A 22273-nucleotide genomic window follows, 5' to 3' on the forward strand; every position below is an offset into this window, starting at 1 on the left:
ATAATAAAATATCTTAGTTATTGATAATCCAAGATATATAGTATAATTGACCTATTTTTCCTGATCCTGGAGCAACATAATACTCTTTTCCAAATAAGTTTGTTCCTCCAACTTTAATTCTAGACTTAATTGATGGAATTCTATAGTTTAACTGTGCATCAATTACTGTTCTTTCAGCAACATTTCCTTTTACAAAGGTAGAAACCCATCTGTATTTATCTTGCCATCTTGCACTTACTCCAAAACCAAAATTATTAAAAAGGTTTTCGTTACCAAACTGAGCCTTTACTGTATGTTTTGGTGTGTTAAAGTTAGGTTCAAATAAACCATAATCTTTATCCTCATATTTAAAGTCAATAAAGTTATAGTTAAGACCAAAATCAAAATTGCTAAATAATTTAGTGTGCATTCCTAAGCCAAAACCGTAAGACTCTACTTGTGAGTTTGCATTTGTAGTTATTGTAAAATCTCTTACTAATCCTGAACTAAAAGCCTGATTAGCTTCCTCATCTAATATAACTACACCATCTCTAATAAATCCATACTTGTTTTGTGGTTCTTCTAGCTCAGCTTCCGTTGCTTTTCTATTTCCATAAGGGTATACTTTACCTGCATTAGGTACTGTTACGTCTTGGAAAAACACAAAATTATCATGTGTACTGTAAAAAGCATTTATATCTACATCTACATTTGTTTCGTTATTTAAACGGAACATACTTCTATATCCTAACTCAATTGTTTTTACTACTTCAGGTACTAACTCATCATATTGAGATTCGATATAGGTGCCTCCATTATATGTAGCTTCATCATAATAAACACTTCTGGTTAATAATGAGTTTTCAAGAATCTCACCTCCTGTTACTGTTCTAGTATCGTAAACGTATTGGTTTTGTTGATCATCCCATCTTATAAAGAAACTATCTGGATAAGAAATACGACTTAAATTATCTCCTATTGCTCCTACATTAGTTTTTACTTGAGAATCAAAAAACATATATTGTTCTTGTATACTTGGGTTACGGAAACCTGTTTGGTATGATGCTCTTAAAACATGATTCTTCTCTTCCCCTAACGCATAATTTACAGCTAATCTAGGAGAGTAATTCCCTTCAAAATTATCTGATTCATCATAACGAATAGACCCTGTCAACTTTAATCTTTCTTCAAAAAACTTTTTTTGAATTTGTGTATAAACTCCATACTCCTCTATACTAACTTTTTCTTCTTTATCATTAAATAAAGTTCCTTTAGAGTTTGGGTTATATTCACGGTAAGAAGCTCCAATTTGTACATCTGCCCAATCGTTTAACAATCTTTTAAAGTTATAGTTACCATCTAAATGGGTATAAGAACTTTTCTCATAAAGTTTACTTCCTCCATCAGATATCAATGTTCCTGTTATTCTATTAAACTCTCTATTAAACCCACTAGTATTTGGTACTAACCTATCTCTATCTGCATACGCTCTTGCTTCCTCTAATGATTTTCCTTGTACATATCTTTGGTCATAAAATTCATCAGTGTAAACCCTCATTGACTTAACTACATCATTTAACGCGTTTCCTGTTCTTGTTAAATCATAAGAGTTTCCAGAATCATTACTTGTATAATAACCTCTTATGTAAAAGTCATTACCCTTTACTTCTAATTTATGTTGTCCAATAAAGTAATTACGTTGAGCTAACCTACTTGTTCCTTGAAAAAGGTTATCTCGTAATGATAATCTTGAGGTAAGTTGAATCTCTAATGATTCATCTTTAAAAGGTCTAAAATATAAAGACCCTGAAAATCTAGCATTTTTCGATTTAAAATTATTTCTAACAAGCTCAGCTTCTGTATACCCTGTTCTTCTTAAAAGTGTACCCCAAGCTATATTATCACTGTCATAGAAGTTTAAGTCACGGTAACTCTCATCTCCATAAGTATTAACCCCATTATAATTAACAGTTGAGTTTATTGTCCCGTCTATTAATTCATTGGTATCAATTTCTTTATTTCTTAAGTCATTAGCATGCCATTCTTCAGCTTCATAGTATGAAAAGTTAACTTTTGCGGCAAAAACCTCGTTAAACTTATATCCCATTCTTACTGCAACATCATAAAAAGGATTATTTCCTCCAGCCTCTTGACTTGTATAACCACTTTTGAACATAGTTGTTATTCCAGTATGATAAAAAGGGTTTTTAGTATTCATAAGCATGATACCATTATAGGCATTGGCTCCATATAATGCAGAAGATGCTCCTGGTAAAATTTCAACACTTTGAATATCTAATTCAGAAACTCCAGAAAAATTCCCTGTACTATAACTCAAAGCCTGTGCTGCTGTATCCATTCCGTCAATCATTTGAACAAAACGTGTGTTAGCAAAATCAGCAAATCCTCTCGTATTTATTGATTTAAAACCATAACTACCTTCCCTTGAGTTAATTCCTTTTAAATTAGTTAACCCATCGTAAAAAGAGTTAGAAGTGTTCTTTCTTATATCAGCAAGACCTAATCTTTCAACTGTTACTGGAGATTCTATAATTCTTTCAGGAACCCTTGAGGCTGAAATAATTACTTGATCTAATAACAAGTTTTCTTTTAGAACTACGTTTACCCTTTTTTCAAAAGATATCACTGACACCTCTTCTGTTTTAAAACCAAAGGCAGATACTACTAATGTTTGAGGTAACGTGTTACTTGATAAAACGATTGTAAAATTTCCTTCTTCGTCCGAAATTGCAAAATTATCACCACTTGAAATTTTTGCATTGTAAAACGGCTCTAAATATTCGTCATATACCGAACCTGATATTTTTACCTGCGCATAACTTGTTATAGCAGCTAAGGTAAAAACAATCATTACTAATTGTTTTTTTAACATTTTAAATTTAATTGATTTTTATTCTTCTAATGAAAAGTTAATTGGAAAACCATACTTTACAGGTACACGTTTTCCTTTATTTTTACCTGGCTCAAAGCGTGGTAGCTTAGATACTACTCTTCTTGCTTCTTCATTAAGGATTTCTCCTCCGTCAGGACCTAAAGTTTTGATATTAGTTACATAACCATCTCGGTCTATCACAAATCGAATCCATACTTCTCCTTCAATATGATTTCTTACTGCTTCTCCTGGGTAACGGAAATGTTTATTAATATGCTTAACCATTTCTAAGTTAAAACAATCAAGCCTTTCTTTTTTCTTTGAGTTTTTACATTTATCAAAAGATGGTACTTTTTCTACGTAGTAAAGCTTTTTTGCTTTTGATAGTTCTTCTTTTGATAATTTCTCAGTAATTCTTGTTAAGTTATCTTTATAACCTATTTCTTCCTTAACTTCTTTTACTTTTTCTATCTTAACCTCTTCAGAAGCTGAAACATCGTTAACTTTCAAAGTGCTAACTGAACTTAGGGCTTGAGCCGCTTTTTTCTTAACAACTCTCTTCTTAAGATACCTTTTACTTGCAGAAATTTTAACTTTAATTTGTCGATCTCCTTTTTTCTTTGAATTTTTTACAGGCTCAATAGTACATTTTGTTATACTATTAACATCCAATACAGACTCATCAGGAGATTCACATACTTCTTGTTGAGCATAAAAATTAAAAAATGACAACAAAAAAACCACTAAAAAATACTTTCTCATATAAATAATTACATAAATTAAAAAACTGTAGTATAGTATTCTAAGAAATTTGGCCGGGGGTAGTTAGCTGGCAAAAGTAAGTTTTTTTTTCTTTTCACAAAAAAAGAATCTTAAAAAAATAAGATTCTTTTTAAATTCTTTTTCAGCAACTTACCCACTTATTTGTTTCCTAACATTAGTAATTCGTTACAAATTACTTCTGCTATATAACGTTTATTACCTTCTTTATCGTCGAAAGAGCGAGAAGTTAACTTACCTTCTATCATAACTTCTTTTCCTTTTTCTAAGTATTTTTCAACAATTTCTGCTGTTTTATTCCAAGCAACTACATTGTGCCATTGTGTATCGGTTACTTTTTCGCCTTGAGCATTTTTATACGTTTCATTAGTTGCAATAGAAAACTTTGCAAGTTTTTTCCCACTTTCCAAAGTGATGATTTCTGGGGTATTTCCTAAGTTTCCAATTAACTGTACTCTGTTTTTTAGTGCGTTCATAATATTTATTTTTATTGTTAAACAGTTAAGACTTTGTCATTCAATCGAATTAACACTGCAAAGATGAAACAGTATGCAAATTAAAATCGGTTAGTAATCATTTGTTTTCGTTTGTAATTGAATGTAATCGTTTATATTTGACTTAATAAGTGTAAAAAAAATATTATTACTACTATTTTTTTTAAATTAAATTTACATTTGTTTCTCTCTAATTATTAAAAAGTTACACTACCCAATATAATTCTATATCATGTTTAAAAAAGCAACTAACAATCGTCTTTCTGTACTCATATTTTTTGTACTACAGTTTCTTTCTATATCTTTTATTTTGAGATTGGTTTTTTATTTTTGGTCATTTTCTGAAATAGACTTTTCAATAATTAACTTACTTAAAACAATTATTATTGGTTCCTTTTTTGATATAGGCGTCATCTCATTTTTCTCATTTAGTTATCTTATATATCTAATAGTATATCCAGACAAATGGATTGGAAGTACTTTTGATAGAGTAGCTACTTATGCCTTCTATTTTATATCAACCCTTATTTTAACTTTTTCATTTTTTGCTGAGATAACCTTTTGGGAAGAGTTTCAGAATAGATTTAATTTCATTGCCGTAGATTATTTAATATATACCTACGAAGTAATACAAAATATTAATGAATCGTATCCTATCCCCTTACTTTTAGCCATTATATTTCTTTTGCTATTTATACAATATTACATACTAAAAAAGCTTACGGCTTTTAAAAGTTCTTTCAACTCTAAGAAAAACTCTAAACAGCAAATAATACTATACTTAGGTCTATTAATACCTTTGATTTTTGTTTTTTTTATCAAAAACAACATGGCTGAGTGGTCTAAAAACAGGTATGAAAACGAAATCTCAAAGGCCGGAATTTATTCTTTTTTTTCTGCCTTTAGAAACAACGAATTAAGTTATACTGATTTTTATAAAACACAAGATTTGGCTTTATCTTTTAAAAAACTTAAAAAAGAATTAATCACTAAAAACGATAGTTTAACCTCAAAAGAAGCATTTGTAATTGCACGAAATGTAAAAAGTTACAACCCCACTATAAAACCAAATGTAATCTTTATTTGTTTAGAAAGCTTTAGTGCTAATTTTTTAAAACACTTTGGTAATAAAAATAACATTACACCTAATTTAGACTCTTTATTAAGTAAAAGCGTATACTTTGAAAACATATATGCTACCGGAACTAGAACAGTAAGAGGTATGGAAGCAATTGCATTGTCTGTTCCTCCTTCTCCTGGAAGAAGTATTGTTAAACGAGTTGACAATGCTAATTTGTACAATATTGGTTCTATCTTTGAAGAAAAAGGGTATTCTAAAACTTTTTTTTATGGTGGTGATGGTTATTTTGACAACATGAATACTTTTTTTGGAAATAATGGTTTTGATATAGTAGATAGAGGAAGAGGTTATTTGTTTGGTGATATGTTTACTGCTAAAAGAACAAATATTGACACCAAAGATGTTCAATTTGAAAACGCTTGGGGTGTTTGTGATGAAGATATATATAAACAGGTAATTATACAAGCAGACAAAAGTCATGCATCTAAAAAACCTTTCTTTAACTTTATTATGACAACCTCAAACCATAGACCCTATACTTATCCTGACAACAAAATAGATATTCCTTCTGGAACAGGTAGAAATGGGGCAGTAAAATATACTGACTTTGCTATTGGTAAATTTATTAATTCTATAAAATCAAAACCTTGGTTTAACAATACTGTTATTGCAATAATGGCCGACCATTGTGCTAGTTCTGCTGGTAAATGGGAATTAAATGTAGGAAAATACCACATACCTGCATTAATTTATAACCTCCCAAATACTTCTTCTCTTTCAATAGAAAAACAAGCATCACAGATAGATTTTTTCCCTACTCTTTTCGGTTATTTAGGCTGGAATTACAGTTCTAATTTTTATGGAAAAGATATAAATACGATTGACACAAAAGAACAAAGAGTATTTATTGGTAATTATAGAAAGCTCGGTTTATTAAAAGGTAATCAATTGACTATTTTAGGAGATCAAAAAAAATCATACTATTATAACTATGACAAGTCTACAAACACCTTAACCCCTAGTAACGAAAACAAAACTCAATTAGAAGAAATAATATCGTATTATCAAACAAATGATTATCGATATAGAAATGGTTTAATGAAAATACATAATTAATCCTACTTTCAAAATGAAATTTTATTTAGAAACCGAACGGCTAATTTTAAGAGAATTCCAAGAAAGTGATTTGGAAGGTATGTTTGAGTTAGATTCTAACCCAGAGGTCCATAAATATTTAGGAAACAATCCTATTACGACACACAAACAAGCTGAAGATAGTATCGCTTTTATACAAGAACAGTATAAAGAGAGGGGCATTGGTAGGTTTGCTTGTATAGAAAAAGCTTCTGGTGACTTTATTGGTTGGTCTGGATTAAAGCTTAATCAAGGAGAAAAAGAAACCTTGAACGGCTTTATCAATTTTATTGACATTGGTTATCGTTTAATTCCACGCTTTTGGGGTAAAGGTTATGCTTCAGAATCTGCTTTTGCTTGTTTAGACTTTGGTTTTAAAAAAATGAATTATGATTTTATTTATGGTGCTGCCGATGTAGAAAATATTGGTTCTAACAAAATTCTACAAAAAATAGGGCTACACTTTATAAATGAATTTGATTATAAGGGAATTGATGTTAACTGGTACGAACTTAAAAAATTAGACTATGAACGATAAAAAATGCTTAGAATGTGGAGATAGAGTTATTGGTAGGGTTGATAAAAAGTTTTGTTCTGATTATTGTAGAAATGCATATAATAACAAAGTTAACAAGGAGAGTAAAAACCTAATTAGAAATACCAACAACCGCTTACGAAAGAATTATAAAATTCTTTCTGAGTTGAATACTTCTGGTAAAACTAAAGTAACTCGTCGTAAGTTATTTGATAGAGGTTTTGATTTTAAATTCATCACGTCTCTTTACACTACAAAAGCAGGAAGTACCTATTTTTATGTGTATGACCAAGGATATTTAGAGCTAGAAAACGAAATTTATTTACTGGTTAAACAAGATTAATTACTTCCACGTATTCCCTTTTAACTTCATGGCTGCAATTAGTACATCTTTTTGACTAATTTGTCCTGCTAACTTACCATTTTGAACTATAGGGAAACGTCTTCTACGTGATTTTAAAAATTTATTAGCAGCATCTAAAATATTCATATTTGCATCAATTGTCTCAACTTCTCTAACCATGGCTTTTCCAACCGTGTTACTCTTACCAATTGTTGAGTTATAATACCTATTTTCTGATATTTGCTTTATACAATCTCCTTCAGAAATAATTCCTATTAATTCATTTTTTTCATTAACAACAGGTCCACCAGATATTTTATGCTTTATAAGTATATCTATTGCATCTTCAATAGGTTGTTCTTCTCTAAATGTTATTAATTTTTTTGTCATGTAATCTGATACCAAGATCGGTACACCCTCTTCTTGAGGTGTATTCGTCCTTTTTCCTTGAAAACTTTTAATTGCCATAATACTAAAATTTACTCTTAAATATACTGATTTTTAATCGATTACAATTTACTCTTCTTAAAAAATAAATTACTTACTTTTATAAGTACTAAAATCCAACTATGAAATCATCAAGAAATTACCTTGCAGTTCTCATCATTATTTTAACTGTTTATTGGAGCTTTAACGATATAATACCCAGTGTAACCTCTTCAAAAAAAGAAATTAGTGCTACCGAATTTTCAATTGATAATGCACTGTATCATTTAAAAAACATTTCTCAAAAGCCGCATCATACTGGATCTGAAGAACACAAAAAAGTACAAGATTACCTGGTTAAGGAGTTAAAGAAACTAAATTTAGAGCCAGAAATTCAATATCAAACTGCTATTAATAAAAAATGGAGAGCAGCTACTACTACTGAAAATATAATTACTAGAATTAAGGGTACCGAAAACGGAAAAGCCTTATTACTTCTAACTCACTACGATTCCAACCCTCACTCATCACTAGGAGCAAGTGACGCTGGCTCTGGTGTAGTAACTATTTTAGAAGGTATAAGAGCTTACCTTGCAACAAATAAAGCGCCTAAAAACGATATTATTATACTTTTTTCAGATGCTGAAGAGTTAGGTCTTTTAGGAGCACAAGCTTTTGTTGAAAATCATCCATGGGCAAAAGACGTTGGGTTAGTACTGAACTTTGAAGCTCGTGGTAGCGGTGGTTCAAGTTATATGTTGATGGAGACTAACGGAAAAAATAAAACATTATTAACCGAATTTTTAAATGCTAACCCAAATTACCCAGCTGCCAATTCTTTAATGTATGGTGTATATAAAAAGCTTCCTAACGATACCGATTTAACTGTTTTTAGAGAAAAAGGCAATATTAACGGATTTAATTTTGCCTTTATTGATGATCATTTTGATTACCATACTGAACAAGATTCATACGAAAGATTAAATAGAGAAACATTATTACATCAAGCTGATTACTTTACCACTTCATTAAATTACTTTACAAATGCTGATTTAACGAACTTAAATAGCGATACAGATTATATTTATGTAAACTTTCCTTTTACTAAGTTGTTAACATATCCATTTTCTTGGGTGCTACCAATGCTAATCATTGCCTTTTTGTTATTTATAGCGCTGATTGTAGTAGGCATATATAAGAAGAAGATGACAGTAATAAGTGTATTAAAAGGTTTTATTCCTTACATACTGTCTTTAGTATTATGTATAGGTATTTCATACGGATTATGGCAACTGTTGTTGATTATCCATCCACAATATATCGACATGCTTCATGGTTTTACCTATAATGGATATCAATACATTATTGCTTTTGTACTTTTAAATCTTTGGATTCTTTTTAAAGTATATAATAAACTAAAAGAAGCTAAAGCTATCGATTTACTAGTCGCTCCTATAACTTTTGGATTGTTTATAAATGTTATAATTTACATGAATTTACCAGGAGCCGGCTTCTTTATTATTCCTGTTTTTGCTTCTTTATTTATTTTAGCAATCTTACTGTTCATGAATATAAATAAGGCATCTAGAGCTACGCTATTTGCAATTATATCTATTCCAACAGTATATATGATTGCTCCTATGATTCAATTATTTCCTGTAGCCTTAGGTTTAAAAACATTATTTATTTCTGCCATACTTTTGGTGTTTATTTTCGGATTAATGCTTCCTGTTTTTTATCAAGAAAAAACTAAAAACGGATGGCAAACATTAACTGGTTTTCTTGCGTTATTATTTTTTGGTTATGCAACTTTTAACAGCGGTTTTTCAATTGAAAAGAAAAAGCCTAATAGCTTAGTTTTTATTCAAAATTCTGATACTAACACTTCATATTGGGCAAGTCACAATAAAACATTGGACGGGTACACAAAACAGTATTTTAGCGATGATTCTAAACAAGGTGGGGCTGATTTAATTGCAGGAAAAAGTAAATACAACACTTCTTTTAATTATTATCAAAAAGCTGAAAATAAAAATATCCATATTTCTAACATCAAAATTAATCAAGATACAATTATTAATAACCAGCGAAGTATTTCTTTTACAATCACTCCTACTCGTAACATTGATAAATACGAGTTATATACAAACACTCAAATAGAGTTAACTAATTTTACTGTTAACGGAACTTTATACGATAAAGGAAAGGCTTTTGTTGCTGATAAAGGAACCTTGTTAATTTATCAAATGGCAAATACTGATAAAGACTTGACTATTTCTTTTACAATTGATAAAAACACCGAGCCTGATATTGTAATTAATGAGATATCAAACGATTTATTATCGCATCCTAAGTTTACCATACGACCTAGAAGTGAAATAATGATGCCAATGCCTTTTGTGGTTAATGATGCTATTATTTGTACAAGAAAACTTAAACTATAAAATAAACAAGCTCAACTTTAAAAGTTGAGCTTGTTTATTTTTTGTTGTCTTTATTTAGTCAATATGAGAAACACGTAACGTGTTTACCATACCTTTTGCTTTTACAGGCATTGAAGAAAGGTTAATTATAAAATCTCCCGATTTTACATATCCTTTTTCTTTAGCTATTTCATTAATATCTTCAATAGTATCATCAGTACTTAATTCTCTATCGTAGAAATAAGCTCTTACACCCCATAAAAGATTTAACTTTCCTAGAATTCTCTTTTCTGATGAAAATGCTAATACATGTGATTTTGGTCTCCATGCAGAAATTTGAAAGGCTGTGTACCCACTATTTGTTAAAGTTGAGATTGCTGCCGCATCGATATCATCAGCCATTAACGCTGCATGATGACATACCGATTTGGTTATAAATCTTTTCGTACGAATATGAGGTGGTTCTTGTGGAACTTCAATTAAATCTGAAAACTCAACACTACCAATAATTTCAGTCATTTTTTGAATAACTCTTACAGGATGCTTCCCTACAGAAGTTTCTCCTGAAAGCATTACAGCATCTGCTCCATCCATAATAGAGTTTGCTACATCATTTACCTCTGCTCTTGTTGGTACAGAGTTTTCAATCATAGTTTCCATCATTTGTGTAGCAATAATTACAGGAATTCTTGCCTGTTTCGCTCTACGAACCAACATCTTTTGAATTAAAGGCACATCTTGCATAGGTACCTCTACTCCTAAATCTCCACGTGCTACCATTAACCCATCACAATACGGGATTAAAGCATCAATATTTTCAACAGCTTCTGGTTTTTCTATTTTTGCTATTACTGGAACTCTATATCGTGATTTCTGTTTAATTATATCACGCAAAATACGCAAGTCTTCAGGAGTTCTTACAAATGAAAGAGCAATCCAGTCTACTTCTTGCTCTAGTGCAAAAACTACATCTTTTTTATCCTTTTCTGTTAAAGCTGGTAACGAAATCTTAGTATTTGGCAGATTAACTCCTTTTTTCGATTTTAAAGCTCCACCAACAACTACTTTAGTAACAACTTCACTTTCTTTATCAGTTGCTGTTACTTCAAATAGTAACTTGCCATCATCAACTAAAATCTTCTCTCCTACCTTTACGTCTTTTGGAAAACGCTGGTAAGTCATATATGCTTTTTCTTGTGTTCCTTCACATTTCTCAGTAGTAAAAGTAAAGGTATCTCCCGCTTTTAATTCTACTCCTTCTTGCATTACACCAACTCTTAGCTTTGGACCTTGTAAATCTGCTAAAATGGCTACATTATAGCCTCTTTCTTCATTTATTTCACGTATTTGGCGTACACGCTCTTTTACTATTTCATAATCGGCATGTGAAAAATTAATTCTAAAAACATTTACACCAGCTGCAGCCATATCAGCTAAAATTTCTTTCGTGTTTGTTGCTGGACCTAATGTTGCTACAATTTTTGTTTTCTTGTTGTGTGGCATATAATTAAAAAATTAAAAAATCTTTCGATTTTAATGAGTTTACCTCTATTTCATAAGAGGTTATTATTTGAGGGATTTGTTTTATTACTTCTATAATTTTTACAATTGATTCGTAATCAAAATCTCCTTCTAACTTTAAAAAAAAATCAACTTTTTTCTTTTCTGGTATCAAGCGTGTAATTGAATCACTTTGATTAAAAAGACTTATTGATTCTGCTTCAAGAGTTGACTTAAATACATTTGCTATTAAAAACCAATCTTGACATAGTTTTGCATTAGTATATTCATATACTGTATATGATGATTGACTACCTTTTTTAATAAAGTCTAAATCGTAACCTGCTCTATTAAACTTAATTTGTAAATGTTCGTTTAATAGATATGCTAATTTATACTCGTTTAAAGTAGTATGAATTCCAATTAATGTATAATCATCATTGGAAAATTCATTTATATTCACCTCATAAATTGGCATATAAACAATTATTTGTTTTTGCTAAATTAATGAATGTATAGAAAATACTATGTAAAATTTACGAAAACGTTTTTGTTTACGTGTTAAGATTTTAGCATTTGATTTTGCATAGCAAAATATACTCTTTTAGCAGCAATTTCTTCTGCCTTTTTCTTAGATGTTGCTCTACCTTTAGCTATGATGTTTCCATCAATACTAACACGTACACTGAAGTGTTTTTTACTTTGGTTACCTGAATCTTCGTATGATTCAAACTTGTACTTCTTTTTCTGCTTTTGGCACCATTCTATAACAAAACCTTTGTAGCTAGATATTTTACCTTCTAATCGCTCAATATCCACATAAGGCATTATTACTTGTTCATAAATAAACTGATGACAATAATTGTAGCCTCTATCTAAGTATATTGCTCCTATTAAAGCTTCAAAAATATTCCCATGAATATTATTACTAACATGTTCTTTAGAAATATTACTTTTCACAAACCTAATTAACTCAAGATCTTTTCCTAAGTTATTTAAATGCTCTCTACTTACAATTTTAGATCGCATTTGAGTTAAATACCCTTCGTCCCCTTCAGGTACTTTTTTAAATAGGTAAGAAGCAATTACAGTACCTAAAATGGCATCTCCTAAAAACTCTAAACGTTCGTAGTTAATAGGACGCCCATTACTATCTACCAATTTTAAAGATCTATGCGTAAAAGCTTTTTTATAATACGATAACTTAATTGGTTTAAAATTAAGCAGTTCTTTTAATTCGTAGTAGAAGTTTTCATCCGCTTTGTTTTGGGGTTTAACAATTCTACGAAGAAAGTTCATAAAAGATTAATCTAGTTTTCTAAAGGCTACACAAGCATTATGACCACCAAAACCAAATGTATTGCTCATGGCAACTTTAATCTCTCTTTTTTGAGCTTTATTTAATGTTAAATTTAACTCTGGGTTGATGTTTTCATCAACGTTAGTGTGATTAATTGTTGGGGGAACAACACCGTGCTCCATTGCTAATAAAGAAGCAATTGCTTCAATAGCACCAGCAGCACCTAACAAATGTCCTGTCATAGACTTTGTTGAGTTGATATTAATGTTTTTAGCATGATCTCCAAAAACCTCAGAGATTGCTTTTAATTCTGCAACATCTCCTAGGGGGGTTGAAGTACCGTGAGTGTTGATATGGTCTACGTCTTCTGGTTTTATTCCAGCGTTTTCAAGACAGTTTTTCATTACTGCAATTACACCAATTCCATCAGGATGCGGTGCTGTCATGTGGTAAGCATCTGAAGATAATCCTCCACCAATAACTTCTGCATAAATTTTAGCTCCACGAGCTTTAGCATGTTCATATTCTTCTAAGACTATTGCACCTGCTCCTTCTCCTAAAACGAATCCATCACGTTCAGCATCAAAAGGTCTTGAAGCTGTTTCCGGACTTTCATTTCTAGTAGATAAGGCATGCATAGCATTAAAACCACCCATACCAGCAATTGTAACAGCAGCTTCACTACCACCAGTTACAACTACATCACAATGACCTAGTCGAATATAATTTAAAGCATCAATCATTGCATTAGCTGATGATGCACAAGCAGATACCGTAGTATAATTTGGCCCCATAAATCCATTTTTAATAGAAATATTTCCAGGAGCAATATCTGCAATCATTTTTGGGATAAAGAACGGATTGAAACGAGGAGACCCATCTCCTTCAGCATAGTTTAACATCTCATTTTGAAATGTTTCTAGCCCTCCAATACCTGCTCCCCAAATAACGCCAACTCTTAATTTATCAACGTCATCAAGGTTTAACTTCGCATCAGCAATTGCTTCATCAGAAGCAACCATTGCGTACTGCGTAAATCTATCCATTTTACGCGCCTCTTTTCTATTAATAAAATCGGTCGCGTTGAAATCTTTAAGCTCACATGCGAAACGAGTTTTGAACTTGGCAGCATCAAAATACGTTATAGGTGCTGCTCCGCTAACTCCGTTAACCAAGCTATTCCAATACTCTTCTTTATTGTTTCCTATTGGCGTTAATGCGCCAAGTCCAGTTACTACAACTCGTTTTAATTGCATATAATCTTATTTTTTTGCGTCTTCAATATAGCTAATCGCTTGACCTACAGTACCAATATTCTCTGCTTGATCATCTGGAATTTGAATATCAAATTCTTTTTCGAATTCCATGATTAACTCAACTGTATCTAAAGAATCTGCTCCTAAATCGTTTGTGAAGCTTGCTTCGTTAGTTACTTCGTTATCGTCTACTCCTAATTTGTCTACGATAATTGCTTTTACTCTTGATGCAATGTCTGACATAATTTGTTTGTTTTAAAATTTAAAATCGAGGCAAAAATACAAATCTTAGCTATTAATTCTAACTTTTGCTCAAAAATGTGATGTCTAAAATAAAAAAAATACCTGAATATTTTGCTACAAACACCACCATTGTTAATAATTATTCTTTTTTTTGTAGTAACAAAACAACTAAATTTTAACATGAAACGCATCGTAATTTTTGCTTCTGGTTCTGGTTCTAACGCCGAAAACATCATAAAATACTTCAATTCTACTAAAACTGCGATTGTTACTCATGTGCTTTCTAACAACCAGCATGCCAAAGTTTTTGATCGTTGTGAAAAATTAAATATTGATGCTTCATTATTTGACAGAGAGAGTTTTTCTAAAGATGATACTGTGTTAAATTTTTTACTCGCTGAAGCTGATATTATTGTATTAGCGGGCTTTTTATGGCGTATTCCTTCTAAAATTGTTGACGCTTTTCCAAATAAAATAATAAACATACACCCTGCTCTATTACCAAAATATGGAGGAAAAGGAATGTATGGCATGAATGTACACAATGCTGTAAAAGAAAACAATGAAACTGAAACTGGTATTACCATTCATTATGTAAATGAAAATTATGATGAAGGAGCAATTATTTTCCAAGCTAAAACGCCTATTTCTTCAGAAGACACTCCAGAAACTATAGCTCAAAAAGTTCATGAATTAGAGTATGAACATTTTCCTAAGATTATTGAAGAGGTAATATTACAGAATGAGTAAAAAGAAAAAATATTATGTAGTCTGGAAAGGAAAAAAAACAGGTGTTTTTTCGTCTTGGGCGGCATGTAAAAAGCAAATTGATGGTTTTACAGGTGCACAATACAAAGCATTTGCTGATAAAAATGAAGCTGAATTAGCTTTAAAAAAAAGCTATAACGACTATAAGGGAAAAGACACTAAAAAAATAAGCCTTTCCGCAGAAGAAAAAGCCAAATACGGCTCTCCTATTCTAGAAAGTATTTCTGTTGATGCTGCATGTGCTGGAAACCCTGGTTTAATGGAATACAGAGGTGTTTTAACTCATAATAAAAAAGAAATATTTAAAATGGGACCATTTAAGAATGGTACTAATAATATTGGTGAGTTCTTAGCCCTTGTACATGGACTTGCTTTGTTAAAAAGTAAAAACATGAATTCTCTCCCTATTTATTCGGATTCAAAGATAGCCATGAGTTGGGTTAAAAAGAAGCAATGTAGAACCAACATTACATTTGACAGCTCTAATAAAGAGATCTTAGACTTAATTAAACGTGCTGAAACCTGGTTACAACAAAACTCATTTAAAAACCCATTATTAAAGTGGGAAACTAAAGCTTGGGGCGAAATCCCTGCTGATTTTGGCAGAAAATAAAAAAACCGAGTATTTAAAATACTCGGTTTAATTCTCTTATTCTGCAAAATATTAACTTATTTCACTGCCATTTTGGTCTCTTCCTTCCAAGTTTGTACGCTTGCTATGGCATTATCTTTAAAATCGATTTCTTTCAATCCATCTTCTTTCCACATAAACCATTTACCTACTTTTTTTCCTGCTTCATAATGACCAATAGCCACTTTATTTCCTTTCTTATCAAAAGAAGTCCAAGTACCGGTTAACTTTTTATCTTTGAAAAAACCTTGCTCTTTAATAGTACCATCTTCATAAAAATAAGTGGCTTTTACCAAATTACCTTCAACTTCATATTTTGGTTCTACATCTTGAGCTTGTAAAAACGATACTGATAACACGTAAGCTGCTATTATTAATTTTTTCATAATCTAAATCTTTTAAAGTTAATACCTGTTAACACAAATATACAAAAAATTTACATATTTAAAACGTTTACGTAACATTAAATTAACATTGAAGGTTTTTTAAAATCTATTTATCTATATAAAAAAGTTTAAAAACCTTATATTTACATGTATTAATCTTTAAAAAAAATTATTATGGCAGTAATGAAAGTTATTGAAATTTTAGCTAATTCTGAGAAAAGTTGGGAAGATGCCACAAGAAAAGCTATTAAACAAGCTTCAAAATCAGTAAAGGGTATTAAATCTGCCTTTGTACAATCACAAAGTGTCGTTGTCAATGATGATGAGGTAACTGAATTTAGAGTAAACCTTAAAGTAACCTTTGAAGTAAACTAACCTTAATATAAACTAACTACTTACTATGTGCGGTTTTGATAATTATCTAAGCCGCATATTTTATCTTTAAATTATTATGAACACTACACAATACATCCTTTTAGGCTTTGTAGCTTTTATTCATTTATATATTCTTATACTAGAAATGTTATTATGGTCTAAACCTAAAGGAATAAAAACTTTTGGTTTAAAATCTAAATCTTTTGCTGAAGAAACTAAGGTTATGGCTGCCAACCAAGGTTTATATAACGGTTTTCTTGCGGCTGGTTTAATTTGGTCTATTATATCACAAAAAATTGATGTTGGTATATTTTTTATGGCTTGTGTTTTTATTGCTGGACTTTATGGTTCTTTTTCTACAAAAAAACCTCGTATTTTTGTCATTCAGTCTATACCTGCTTTATTAGGATTAATCAGTTTAATGCTATAAAACCTAACCACTACTAACTAAAATCATTTATTAACAACTAAAATTTACCATAAGAAATGGAAAAGTATTTAGAAAAATTTCAAGAACTGATAGTTACATATGCTCCAAAAGCTATTGTTGCTATTATTATTTACATTGTAGGTTCTTATATTATTAACTTAATTCTTAGAGCAGCTAAAAAAGTAATGTCTAAAAGAGATGTAGATATTACATTACAAAAATTCTTAGTAAACCTTTTAAACTGGTCTTTAAAGATCATTTTAATTATTACGGTAATAGCTAAGCTAGGTGTTGAAACTACTTCTTTTGCTGCCATCTTAGCTTCTGCTGGTTTAGCTGTTGGTTTAGCCTTACAGGGCTCATTAGGTAATTTTGCTGGTGGTGTTTTAATTATGCTTTTTAAACCTTTTAAAGTTGGAGATTTAATTGAAGCTCAAGGAGAAATTGGTGTTGTAAAGGAGATTGAAATCTTTACTACCAAGCTTACAGGATTATCTAATAAAGAAATAATTATTCCTAACGGTTCTTTATCTAATGGAAATATTGTTAATTATTCTTCGGAAGGAACTCGTAGAGTGGATTTAACTTTTGGTGTTTCATATGATGCAGATATTAAACAAACTAAAGAAATACTAATGAATGTTATTACATCTCACCCTAAAGTATTAAAAGACCCTGCACCTACAGTAAATGTATCTGAATTAGCAGATAGCTCTGTGAACTTTGCGGTGAGACCTTGGTCTAAAACAGAAGATTATTGGGCTGTATACTTTGATATAACTGAAAACACTAAAATTGCCTTAGATAAAGCTGGAATTGAAATTCCTTACCCTCACTCTGTGGAAATTCATAAATAATTTGTACTTTGTACATCTATTATTATTTATCTAAATAAATTATTATGAAATTTAAAAAAAAATTTTCTTTTTTAGTATTTAGTTTTTTTATCACTTGTAATCTTGTTGCTCAGCAAGATGGTGACGTCTACAATAACAGAGGTGTTAGTACTTTGAGCACATTCAATAGTTTTGATTATTCCAAGATAAAAGGAACTCCTTTTATAACTGATGAATATTTACCTCTTAAAATTTCAGACTTTAAGGACGATTTGTTAACTGGTAGGTATAATGCCCATAGGGATTATTTTGAAATAAGGACAGGTAATAGTATAAAATCATTTTTACCTAATGAAAATGCGCTAAATAGAGAAGTTTTCTTGAACAAGAAAGTATATAAAGCTTTTAAACACAGTGACGGAAAAATTGGCTTTTTTTTAATTACTTTTAGTGGAAAAAAAGTAACTCTTATGGTGAAAGAAGAAATAGAATTAATAGAAGCTGTTGAACCAAAAACTGGATATGATAAATTTAAACCTGCTAACTTTAAAAGAAAAAAAGATGTTTTCTTTATCCACTTTAAAAGAAATAATTCGGCTTCAGAACTACCTAAAAGCAAGAAACAATTTATCAATTTATTTGGAAACAACTCTGTTAAAATTAAAAATTACATTAAACAAAACAGATTAAATATAAAAAAACTAGACGATGTTAAAAAGGTTTTAAAATTTTACGAGATTTTATAATTTTTTTCTTTCAGACGTTACCACAAAATCTTTTAAATAAAAAGGTTCAAAATAAGCGACATCTTCGATGTCGTTTTTTTTGTATTTATCAAAACTCAATTTTACCATTTCTTTCGCAGATGGAAACTTTCCATCAATAAAAACTGCATTTTCGTGCGTAATAACTTCTTTGCACTTTTCTGCTCCATCACCTAAAAAATATACTTTTCCTTTTAACAAGTACTCTTGAAAAGAATTTTCGTCTATAATTTCAGCTTTTATATCTCTTACTCGTTCGTGTTTAGAATTATATACAGCTGCATATACTTCCATACGACGAGCATCTAACATCGGAATAATTACTCCTTTTTCCATAGAAACTTTATGAGCCAAAGATTGTAACGTTTCTATAGATATTAAAGGTTTATCAAATGCAAAGCACAAACCTTTTGCTGCTGAAACTCCTATACGCAATCCTGTATAAGAACCAGGCCCTTTACTTACTGCAACAGCATCAATATCATTAAAAGAAAGTTTTGCTTCTTGCATAACTTGCTGAATAAATGGGTGTAGTTTTTCAGCATGTGAATAATTCCCATCATTTAACTCTTGTATTGCTAAAAGTTCACCTTTATCTGCTACGCTTACCGAACAGTTTTTAGTTGCAGTTTCTATATGTAAGATTGTTGCCAAATCCGAAATTTATTTTTGGCAAAGATACATTATAAAGAAAAACCTCATTAGTAAAATTCTAACAAGGCTCTTCCAACAATAAATATATCTTTCTTAGTTAGTCAACGATTGACTCTCCATAGTAAAACTTCAATACTTTCGTTTTAAACACATAATCGTATTTAGCTCTAATCATTGCTCCTTCTGCATTCACTAGTCTATTACGCACTTGATCGAAATCAAATTGAGTCATTGATCCATAGTCATAGCTAACTTGAGCATTTTTAAAGGCTTCCTTTTGGGCTTCTAATGATACTTGTGCTGCTTCATAAGTTTTAGCTGCAGCTTTTGCATCTAAAAAAGCGCTTTCTATTTCTTGTTGTAACTGTAATTTTTGATTTTCTAAAGCAAGTTCAGAAACTTCTTTGTTTATAATAGATTTAGCGACTCTATTTTTTGTTTGAAAACGATTAAAAATTGGAATATTAAGTGATAAACCTACTCCGTAACTTAATTGTTCATCTATTTGTTTAAAAAAACCAAAAGGTTCAAAAACAGGTTGATTTGTTATTGGGTCATTACCTATAAATCTTTGATCTGGCTCTCCAAAAACGGTAAAATATGAAGTCCCTGCATTAGCTGAATATGTTAATGTAGGTAGATAAGCACCTTTAGCTAATTTAATCCCTAAATCGGCATTTTCTCTATTTAATTTAGCTCTTTCTATTTGGGGCAATTCTGTTAATGCCTTTTCATACACCATACCTGCGTTATCGTACAATAGTGCTACTGAAGGTGAATCTACTTCAATATCAGCTATATCAAAGTCTTCCGAAGAAACTTGTAATAACTGACTCAATCGTAGCAAAGCTATACTTAATGTGTTTTCTTGCAATACTATGCTTTGAACATCATTCGCAGCAGTAGACTCCACATTTAATAAGTCTCCTTTTGGTATTACCCCTCCTTCAAACTGAGCTCTAGCTCTTTCTATTTGCTTTTTACTAATCTCAGCTTGTACTGTTGCAACTTCTAAATTTTCTTTAGCAAACAACACATTTAAGTATTCATTTACTACATTTAAAGAAATGTCATTTTCAATTTTTGCTAAGTCCAACTCACTTCCTTTGACATTTAATTGAGCCTGCTTTTTTTGGTTTAGATTTCTGAATCCATTGAAAATAGTACCACTTGTATTTAAACTGAAACTAGTAGAATATCTATCTTCACTTGTGTTTACCCCACTAACACCAGAAGATAACCCGAAAGAACCTCTATGCGAATTACTAAACCCTAAATCAGGCAAAAAATTCCCTTTAGATATTTCAACATCCTTTTCAGCTAATTGAACGCTTAATCGATTTTGTTTAACTGTTATGTTATTTTTTAGGGCGTAATCTACGCACTCTTTAAGTGTCCATTGTTTTTGTGAAAAAACAGCTACAGAAGTGAAAATAGCTGCAAATAATGCAATTTTAGTTTTCAAAAGATCAATATTTTTTTATTTAAACTCAGTTAGTTTATATTTCTAAAAGTAGAAATATATTGCTTTTCTATTAATTAGAAAAACTAGCAAACAATTTTATAACCTAACGTATAAAATACGGTAAGTTATTTTCTACTGCGACTATATGACGATTAAAACTGAGAAATGTTACAAAAAATATTCTTAACTTAAGAATACTAATTTTGAGCTTTCTTTTTATGACGGTAAATAAAGTAAAATAAAAGTCCTACTAATATATATGGAAACACCATTAAATAAGTAATTCCATTATTTACTCCTTCAGCAATAGTTTCATTACCACCTTCAATCACTGCCTTACACATTGCGCATTGTGCAGAAGCATCAATCGAAAATGCAACAAACATTAAAAGTATAATCTTTTTAAACATAATAAGGTGATATCATTAAATAAACAACTACTCCTGTAACCGCTACATATAACCATAACGGAAATGTAATTTTAGCAATTTTCCTGTGCTCAGAAAAGTTACCCAAACGAGCTCTCATAAAGGTTATTAACACAAATGGGATAATGATGATTGATAATAATATATGAGTTATTAAAATGAAAAAGTACACATATTTAACTATTCCTTCTCCTCCAAATTTAGTAGAATCTGAAGTCATATGGTACGCTACATACATTACTAAGAATAATGCTGAGCAAATTATAGCAGTCGTATTTAGTTGTTCATGCAATTTTCTCTTTCCATTTTTAATCGCTACTACCGAAGCAACTAACAATACTGCTGTTAACCCATTTATACTAGCATAGATGGGAGGTAAAAAAGACAATGGCTCTACATTAGGTATTTTAATCCCAAATAAAGCAGCTACTGCAATAGGAATTACAATAGAAACTATAGTAATAAACTTTTTATATTTTTTTTCTTCTGCTGTACTCATGTTACTCTTTAAGTAATAACTTAATATCTTCTTTTAACTCACTAATTTGGTTTCCAAAATTATGTTCATCTAAAGCACGATAATACATAATTGGGTTTCCGTGTTCATCATATCGAGAACGTATATATCCATCTTTATCTACCAAAGCAAATAATCCAGAATGCTCAAAACCACCATGGCTAGCTTCTCCTTTACCAGCATACAGCTTGAAACCTTCATTTGATAAATCATATACAACATCCTCTGGCTTCCCTGTTAATAAATGCCAATTTTTATGATTTATTCCGTTATTCTTTGCATATTCTTTCAATTGATGTGGTGTGTCAATTTCAGGTGTAATTGAAAATGATGCTATCCCAAAATTAGGATTTCCCATAAATTCATTTTGAATTTCTACCATTTGTGCATTCATTAAAGGACAGATAGTAGGACAAGTGGCAAAAAAGAACTCAACTACATATACTTTACCTTCGTAGTCCTTATTAGTTATTGTTTCACCGTCTTGATTGATAAATTCAAAATCTGGCACTTTATTGAATTTATGCAAATTAGCTGTTTGGAAGTGTGCTACAATTTTAGGAATTGCATAAATACCAAAAAGCAATACTATTAGTGAAATACCTATGTATGAATAATTTTGTTTTTTCATG

25 protein-coding genes are annotated in these 22273 nt (G+C 30.6%); 10 read left to right on the forward strand and 15 right to left on the reverse strand.

The window, feature by feature from the left end:
- Window positions 1–13: 13 nt before the first annotated feature.
- The 3 genes from VBY68_RS12455 to VBY68_RS12465 all read right to left on the reverse strand — a co-directional run bounded on the left by VBY68_RS12455 (window position 14) and on the right by VBY68_RS12465 (window position 4128).
- The gene (locus VBY68_RS12455) at window positions 14–2872 is read right to left on the reverse strand and encodes a TonB-dependent receptor domain-containing protein (RefSeq protein WP_415269918.1); all 2859 of its coding nucleotides are present in this window, start codon (window positions 2870–2872) and stop codon (window positions 14–16) included.
- 18 nt (window positions 2873–2890) lie between these two features.
- The gene (locus tag VBY68_RS12460) at window positions 2891–3634 is read right to left on the reverse strand and encodes an energy transducer TonB (protein WP_124588160.1); all 744 of its coding nucleotides are present in this window, start codon (window positions 3632–3634) and stop codon (window positions 2891–2893) included.
- Between the two features lie 158 nt (window positions 3635–3792).
- The gene (locus VBY68_RS12465) at window positions 3793–4128 is read right to left on the reverse strand and encodes a single-stranded DNA-binding protein (protein ID WP_121146615.1); all 336 of its coding nucleotides are present in this window, start codon (window positions 4126–4128) and stop codon (window positions 3793–3795) included.
- Between the two features lie 250 nt (window positions 4129–4378).
- Here VBY68_RS12465 and VBY68_RS12470 point away from each other — a divergent pair, with 250 nt between their 5' ends.
- From VBY68_RS12470 to VBY68_RS12480, 3 genes are read left to right on the forward strand one after another with little or no spacing between them, the layout of a single operon-like run.
- Window positions 4379–6343, forward strand: coding sequence for an LTA synthase family protein (locus tag VBY68_RS12470; protein ID WP_415269919.1), 1965 nt, complete (start codon window positions 4379–4381; stop codon window positions 6341–6343).
- A 13-nt stretch (window positions 6344–6356) separates the two neighbouring features.
- Window positions 6357–6899 carry a GNAT family N-acetyltransferase gene (locus tag VBY68_RS12475; RefSeq protein WP_415269920.1) on the forward strand — a complete coding sequence of 181 codons (543 nt, stop codon included), beginning with the start codon at window positions 6357–6359 and terminating at the stop codon, window positions 6897–6899.
- Window positions 6889–7239 (forward strand): hypothetical protein, encoded by a 351-nt coding sequence (locus VBY68_RS12480; RefSeq protein ID WP_099215135.1) that lies wholly within the window; start codon window positions 6889–6891, stop codon window positions 7237–7239. The genes VBY68_RS12475 and VBY68_RS12480 overlap by 11 nt, the downstream gene beginning before the upstream one ends.
- Here the strand turns inward: VBY68_RS12480 and VBY68_RS12485 are convergent, their stop codons facing one another.
- A complete protein-coding gene (locus VBY68_RS12485; protein ID WP_415269921.1) occupies window positions 7240–7707 on the reverse strand; it encodes a CBS domain-containing protein in 468 nt (155 codons plus the stop codon). It abuts the gene before it with no gap.
- A gap of 101 nt (window positions 7708–7808) precedes the next feature.
- Between VBY68_RS12485 and VBY68_RS12490 the strand changes: the two genes are divergently transcribed.
- Entirely contained in the window at window positions 7809–10109 is a 2301-nt protein-coding gene (locus VBY68_RS12490; protein ID WP_415269922.1) for a M20/M25/M40 family metallo-hydrolase, read from the forward strand.
- Between the two features lie 54 nt (window positions 10110–10163).
- Here the strand turns inward: VBY68_RS12490 and pyk are convergent, their stop codons facing one another.
- From pyk to VBY68_RS12515, 5 genes are all read right to left on the reverse strand, one after another.
- Window positions 10164–11591 carry a pyruvate kinase gene (gene pyk, locus VBY68_RS12495; protein WP_415269923.1) on the reverse strand — a complete coding sequence of 476 codons (1428 nt, stop codon included), beginning with the start codon at window positions 11589–11591 and terminating at the stop codon, window positions 10164–10166.
- A gap of 4 nt (window positions 11592–11595) precedes the next feature.
- Window positions 11596–12066 (reverse strand): IPExxxVDY family protein, encoded by a 471-nt coding sequence (locus tag VBY68_RS12500; RefSeq protein WP_099215131.1) that lies wholly within the window; start codon window positions 12064–12066, stop codon window positions 11596–11598.
- Window positions 12067–12149: 83 nt separating this feature from the next.
- Window positions 12150–12887: a ribonuclease III gene (gene rnc, locus VBY68_RS12505; RefSeq protein ID WP_099215130.1), complete on the reverse strand. Its 738-nt coding sequence runs from the start codon at window positions 12885–12887 to the stop codon at window positions 12150–12152.
- 6 nt (window positions 12888–12893) lie between these two features.
- Window positions 12894–14144 (reverse strand): beta-ketoacyl-ACP synthase II, encoded by a 1251-nt coding sequence (gene fabF, locus VBY68_RS12510; protein WP_121146610.1) that lies wholly within the window; start codon window positions 14142–14144, stop codon window positions 12894–12896.
- Between the two features lie 6 nt (window positions 14145–14150).
- Window positions 14151–14387 (reverse strand): acyl carrier protein, encoded by a 237-nt coding sequence (locus VBY68_RS12515; protein WP_028891431.1) that lies wholly within the window; start codon window positions 14385–14387, stop codon window positions 14151–14153.
- Between the two features lie 180 nt (window positions 14388–14567).
- Between VBY68_RS12515 and purN the strand changes: the two genes are divergently transcribed.
- Window positions 14568–15137 carry a phosphoribosylglycinamide formyltransferase gene (gene purN / locus VBY68_RS12520; protein ID WP_124588151.1) on the forward strand — a complete coding sequence of 190 codons (570 nt, stop codon included), beginning with the start codon at window positions 14568–14570 and terminating at the stop codon, window positions 15135–15137.
- Window positions 15130–15768, forward strand: a complete 639-nt coding sequence (locus tag VBY68_RS12525; RefSeq protein ID WP_415269924.1) for a ribonuclease H1 domain-containing protein — start codon at window positions 15130–15132, stop codon at window positions 15766–15768. The genes purN and VBY68_RS12525 overlap by 8 nt, the downstream gene beginning before the upstream one ends.
- A gap of 56 nt (window positions 15769–15824) precedes the next feature.
- Here VBY68_RS12525 and VBY68_RS12530 read toward each other — a convergent pair whose 3' ends face one another.
- The gene (locus VBY68_RS12530; RefSeq protein ID WP_415269925.1) at window positions 15825–16172 is read right to left on the reverse strand and encodes a toxin-antitoxin system YwqK family antitoxin; all 348 of its coding nucleotides are present in this window, start codon (window positions 16170–16172) and stop codon (window positions 15825–15827) included.
- Window positions 16173–16346: 174 nt separating this feature from the next.
- On the opposite strand from VBY68_RS12530, the gene VBY68_RS12535 reads away from it, so the two are divergent.
- The 4 genes from VBY68_RS12535 to VBY68_RS12550 all read left to right on the forward strand — a co-directional run bounded on the left by VBY68_RS12535 (window position 16347) and on the right by VBY68_RS12550 (window position 18559).
- Window positions 16347–16547, forward strand: coding sequence for a dodecin family protein (locus VBY68_RS12535; protein WP_047788376.1), 201 nt, complete (start codon window positions 16347–16349; stop codon window positions 16545–16547).
- A 76-nt stretch (window positions 16548–16623) separates the two neighbouring features.
- On the forward strand, window positions 16624–16977 hold the full coding sequence (locus VBY68_RS12540; protein ID WP_415269926.1) for a DUF1304 domain-containing protein: 354 nt from the start codon (window positions 16624–16626) through the stop codon (window positions 16975–16977).
- A 56-nt stretch (window positions 16978–17033) separates the two neighbouring features.
- Entirely contained in the window at window positions 17034–17834 is an 801-nt protein-coding gene (locus VBY68_RS12545; protein WP_415269927.1) for a mechanosensitive ion channel family protein, read from the forward strand.
- 44 nt (window positions 17835–17878) lie between these two features.
- The gene (locus VBY68_RS12550; protein ID WP_415269928.1) at window positions 17879–18559 is read left to right on the forward strand and encodes a hypothetical protein; all 681 of its coding nucleotides are present in this window, start codon (window positions 17879–17881) and stop codon (window positions 18557–18559) included.
- Here VBY68_RS12550 and tsaB read toward each other — a convergent pair.
- The 5 genes from tsaB to VBY68_RS12575 form a co-directional block, all read right to left on the reverse strand.
- Window positions 18554–19231 carry a tRNA (adenosine(37)-N6)-threonylcarbamoyltransferase complex dimerization subunit type 1 TsaB gene (gene tsaB / locus VBY68_RS12555; RefSeq protein ID WP_415269929.1) on the reverse strand — a complete coding sequence of 226 codons (678 nt, stop codon included), beginning with the start codon at window positions 19229–19231 and terminating at the stop codon, window positions 18554–18556. The genes VBY68_RS12550 and tsaB overlap by 6 nt on opposite strands.
- 97 nt (window positions 19232–19328) lie before the next feature.
- The gene (locus VBY68_RS12560; protein ID WP_415269930.1) at window positions 19329–20696 is read right to left on the reverse strand and encodes a TolC family protein; all 1368 of its coding nucleotides are present in this window, start codon (window positions 20694–20696) and stop codon (window positions 19329–19331) included.
- Window positions 20697–20893: 197 nt separating this feature from the next.
- Entirely contained in the window at window positions 20894–21082 is a 189-nt protein-coding gene (locus VBY68_RS12565; RefSeq protein WP_237270789.1) for a hypothetical protein, read from the reverse strand.
- Window positions 21083–21098: 16 nt separating this feature from the next.
- Complete coding sequence (locus VBY68_RS12570) at window positions 21099–21623, reverse strand: DUF420 domain-containing protein (protein WP_121146603.1); 525 nt, start codon at window positions 21621–21623, stop codon at window positions 21099–21101.
- A 1-nt stretch (window position 21624) separates the two neighbouring features.
- Window positions 21625–22272 (reverse strand): SCO family protein, encoded by a 648-nt coding sequence (locus VBY68_RS12575; RefSeq protein ID WP_099215119.1) that lies wholly within the window; start codon window positions 22270–22272, stop codon window positions 21625–21627.
- Window position 22273: the final 1 nt, after the last annotated feature.

It is taken from the genome of Tenacibaculum ascidiaceicola (assembly GCF_047470925.1).
GTDB lineage: Bacteria > Bacteroidota > Bacteroidia > Flavobacteriales > Flavobacteriaceae > Polaribacter > Polaribacter discolor.

Excerpts from the sequence above, each read along its gene's own strand:
- VBY68_RS12455 (WP_415269918.1), bottom strand. The coding sequence starts at position 2,872 with ATGTTAAAAAAACAATTAGTAATGATTGTTTTTACCTTAGCTGCTATA.
- VBY68_RS12460 (WP_124588160.1), bottom strand. The coding sequence starts at position 3,634 with ATGAGAAAGTATTTTTTAGTGGTTTTTTTGTTGTCATTTTTTAATTTT.
- VBY68_RS12465 (WP_121146615.1), bottom strand. The coding sequence starts at position 4,128 with ATGAACGCACTAAAAAACAGAGTACAGTTAATTGGAAACTTAGGAAAT.
- VBY68_RS12470 (WP_415269919.1), top strand. The coding sequence starts at position 4,379 with ATGTTTAAAAAAGCAACTAACAATCGTCTTTCTGTACTCATATTTTTT.
- VBY68_RS12475 (WP_415269920.1), top strand. The coding sequence starts at position 6,357 with ATGAAATTTTATTTAGAAACCGAACGGCTAATTTTAAGAGAATTCCAA.
- VBY68_RS12480 (WP_099215135.1), top strand. The coding sequence starts at position 6,889 with ATGAACGATAAAAAATGCTTAGAATGTGGAGATAGAGTTATTGGTAGG.
- VBY68_RS12485 (WP_415269921.1), bottom strand. The coding sequence starts at position 7,707 with ATGGCAATTAAAAGTTTTCAAGGAAAAAGGACGAATACACCTCAAGAA.
- VBY68_RS12490 (WP_415269922.1), top strand. The coding sequence starts at position 7,809 with ATGAAATCATCAAGAAATTACCTTGCAGTTCTCATCATTATTTTAACT.
- pyk (WP_415269923.1), bottom strand. The coding sequence starts at position 11,591 with ATGCCACACAACAAGAAAACAAAAATTGTAGCAACATTAGGTCCAGCA.
- VBY68_RS12500 (WP_099215131.1), bottom strand. The coding sequence starts at position 12,066 with ATGCCAATTTATGAGGTGAATATAAATGAATTTTCCAATGATGATTAT.
- rnc (WP_099215130.1), bottom strand. The coding sequence starts at position 12,887 with ATGAACTTTCTTCGTAGAATTGTTAAACCCCAAAACAAAGCGGATGAA.
- fabF (WP_121146610.1), bottom strand. The coding sequence starts at position 14,144 with ATGCAATTAAAACGAGTTGTAGTAACTGGACTTGGCGCATTAACGCCA.
- VBY68_RS12515 (WP_028891431.1), bottom strand. The coding sequence starts at position 14,387 with ATGTCAGACATTGCATCAAGAGTAAAAGCAATTATCGTAGACAAATTA.
- purN (WP_124588151.1), top strand. The coding sequence starts at position 14,568 with ATGAAACGCATCGTAATTTTTGCTTCTGGTTCTGGTTCTAACGCCGAA.
- VBY68_RS12525 (WP_415269924.1), top strand. The coding sequence starts at position 15,130 with ATGAGTAAAAAGAAAAAATATTATGTAGTCTGGAAAGGAAAAAAAACA.
- VBY68_RS12530 (WP_415269925.1), bottom strand. The coding sequence starts at position 16,172 with ATGAAAAAATTAATAATAGCAGCTTACGTGTTATCAGTATCGTTTTTA.
- VBY68_RS12535 (WP_047788376.1), top strand. The coding sequence starts at position 16,347 with ATGGCAGTAATGAAAGTTATTGAAATTTTAGCTAATTCTGAGAAAAGT.
- VBY68_RS12540 (WP_415269926.1), top strand. The coding sequence starts at position 16,624 with ATGAACACTACACAATACATCCTTTTAGGCTTTGTAGCTTTTATTCAT.
- VBY68_RS12545 (WP_415269927.1), top strand. The coding sequence starts at position 17,034 with ATGGAAAAGTATTTAGAAAAATTTCAAGAACTGATAGTTACATATGCT.
- VBY68_RS12550 (WP_415269928.1), top strand. The coding sequence starts at position 17,879 with ATGAAATTTAAAAAAAAATTTTCTTTTTTAGTATTTAGTTTTTTTATC.
- VBY68_RS12565 (WP_237270789.1), bottom strand. The coding sequence starts at position 21,082 with ATGTTTGTTGCATTTTCGATTGATGCTTCTGCACAATGCGCAATGTGT.
- VBY68_RS12570 (WP_121146603.1), bottom strand. The coding sequence starts at position 21,623 with ATGAGTACAGCAGAAGAAAAAAAATATAAAAAGTTTATTACTATAGTT.
- VBY68_RS12575 (WP_099215119.1), bottom strand. The coding sequence starts at position 22,272 with ATGAAAAAACAAAATTATTCATACATAGGTATTTCACTAATAGTATTG.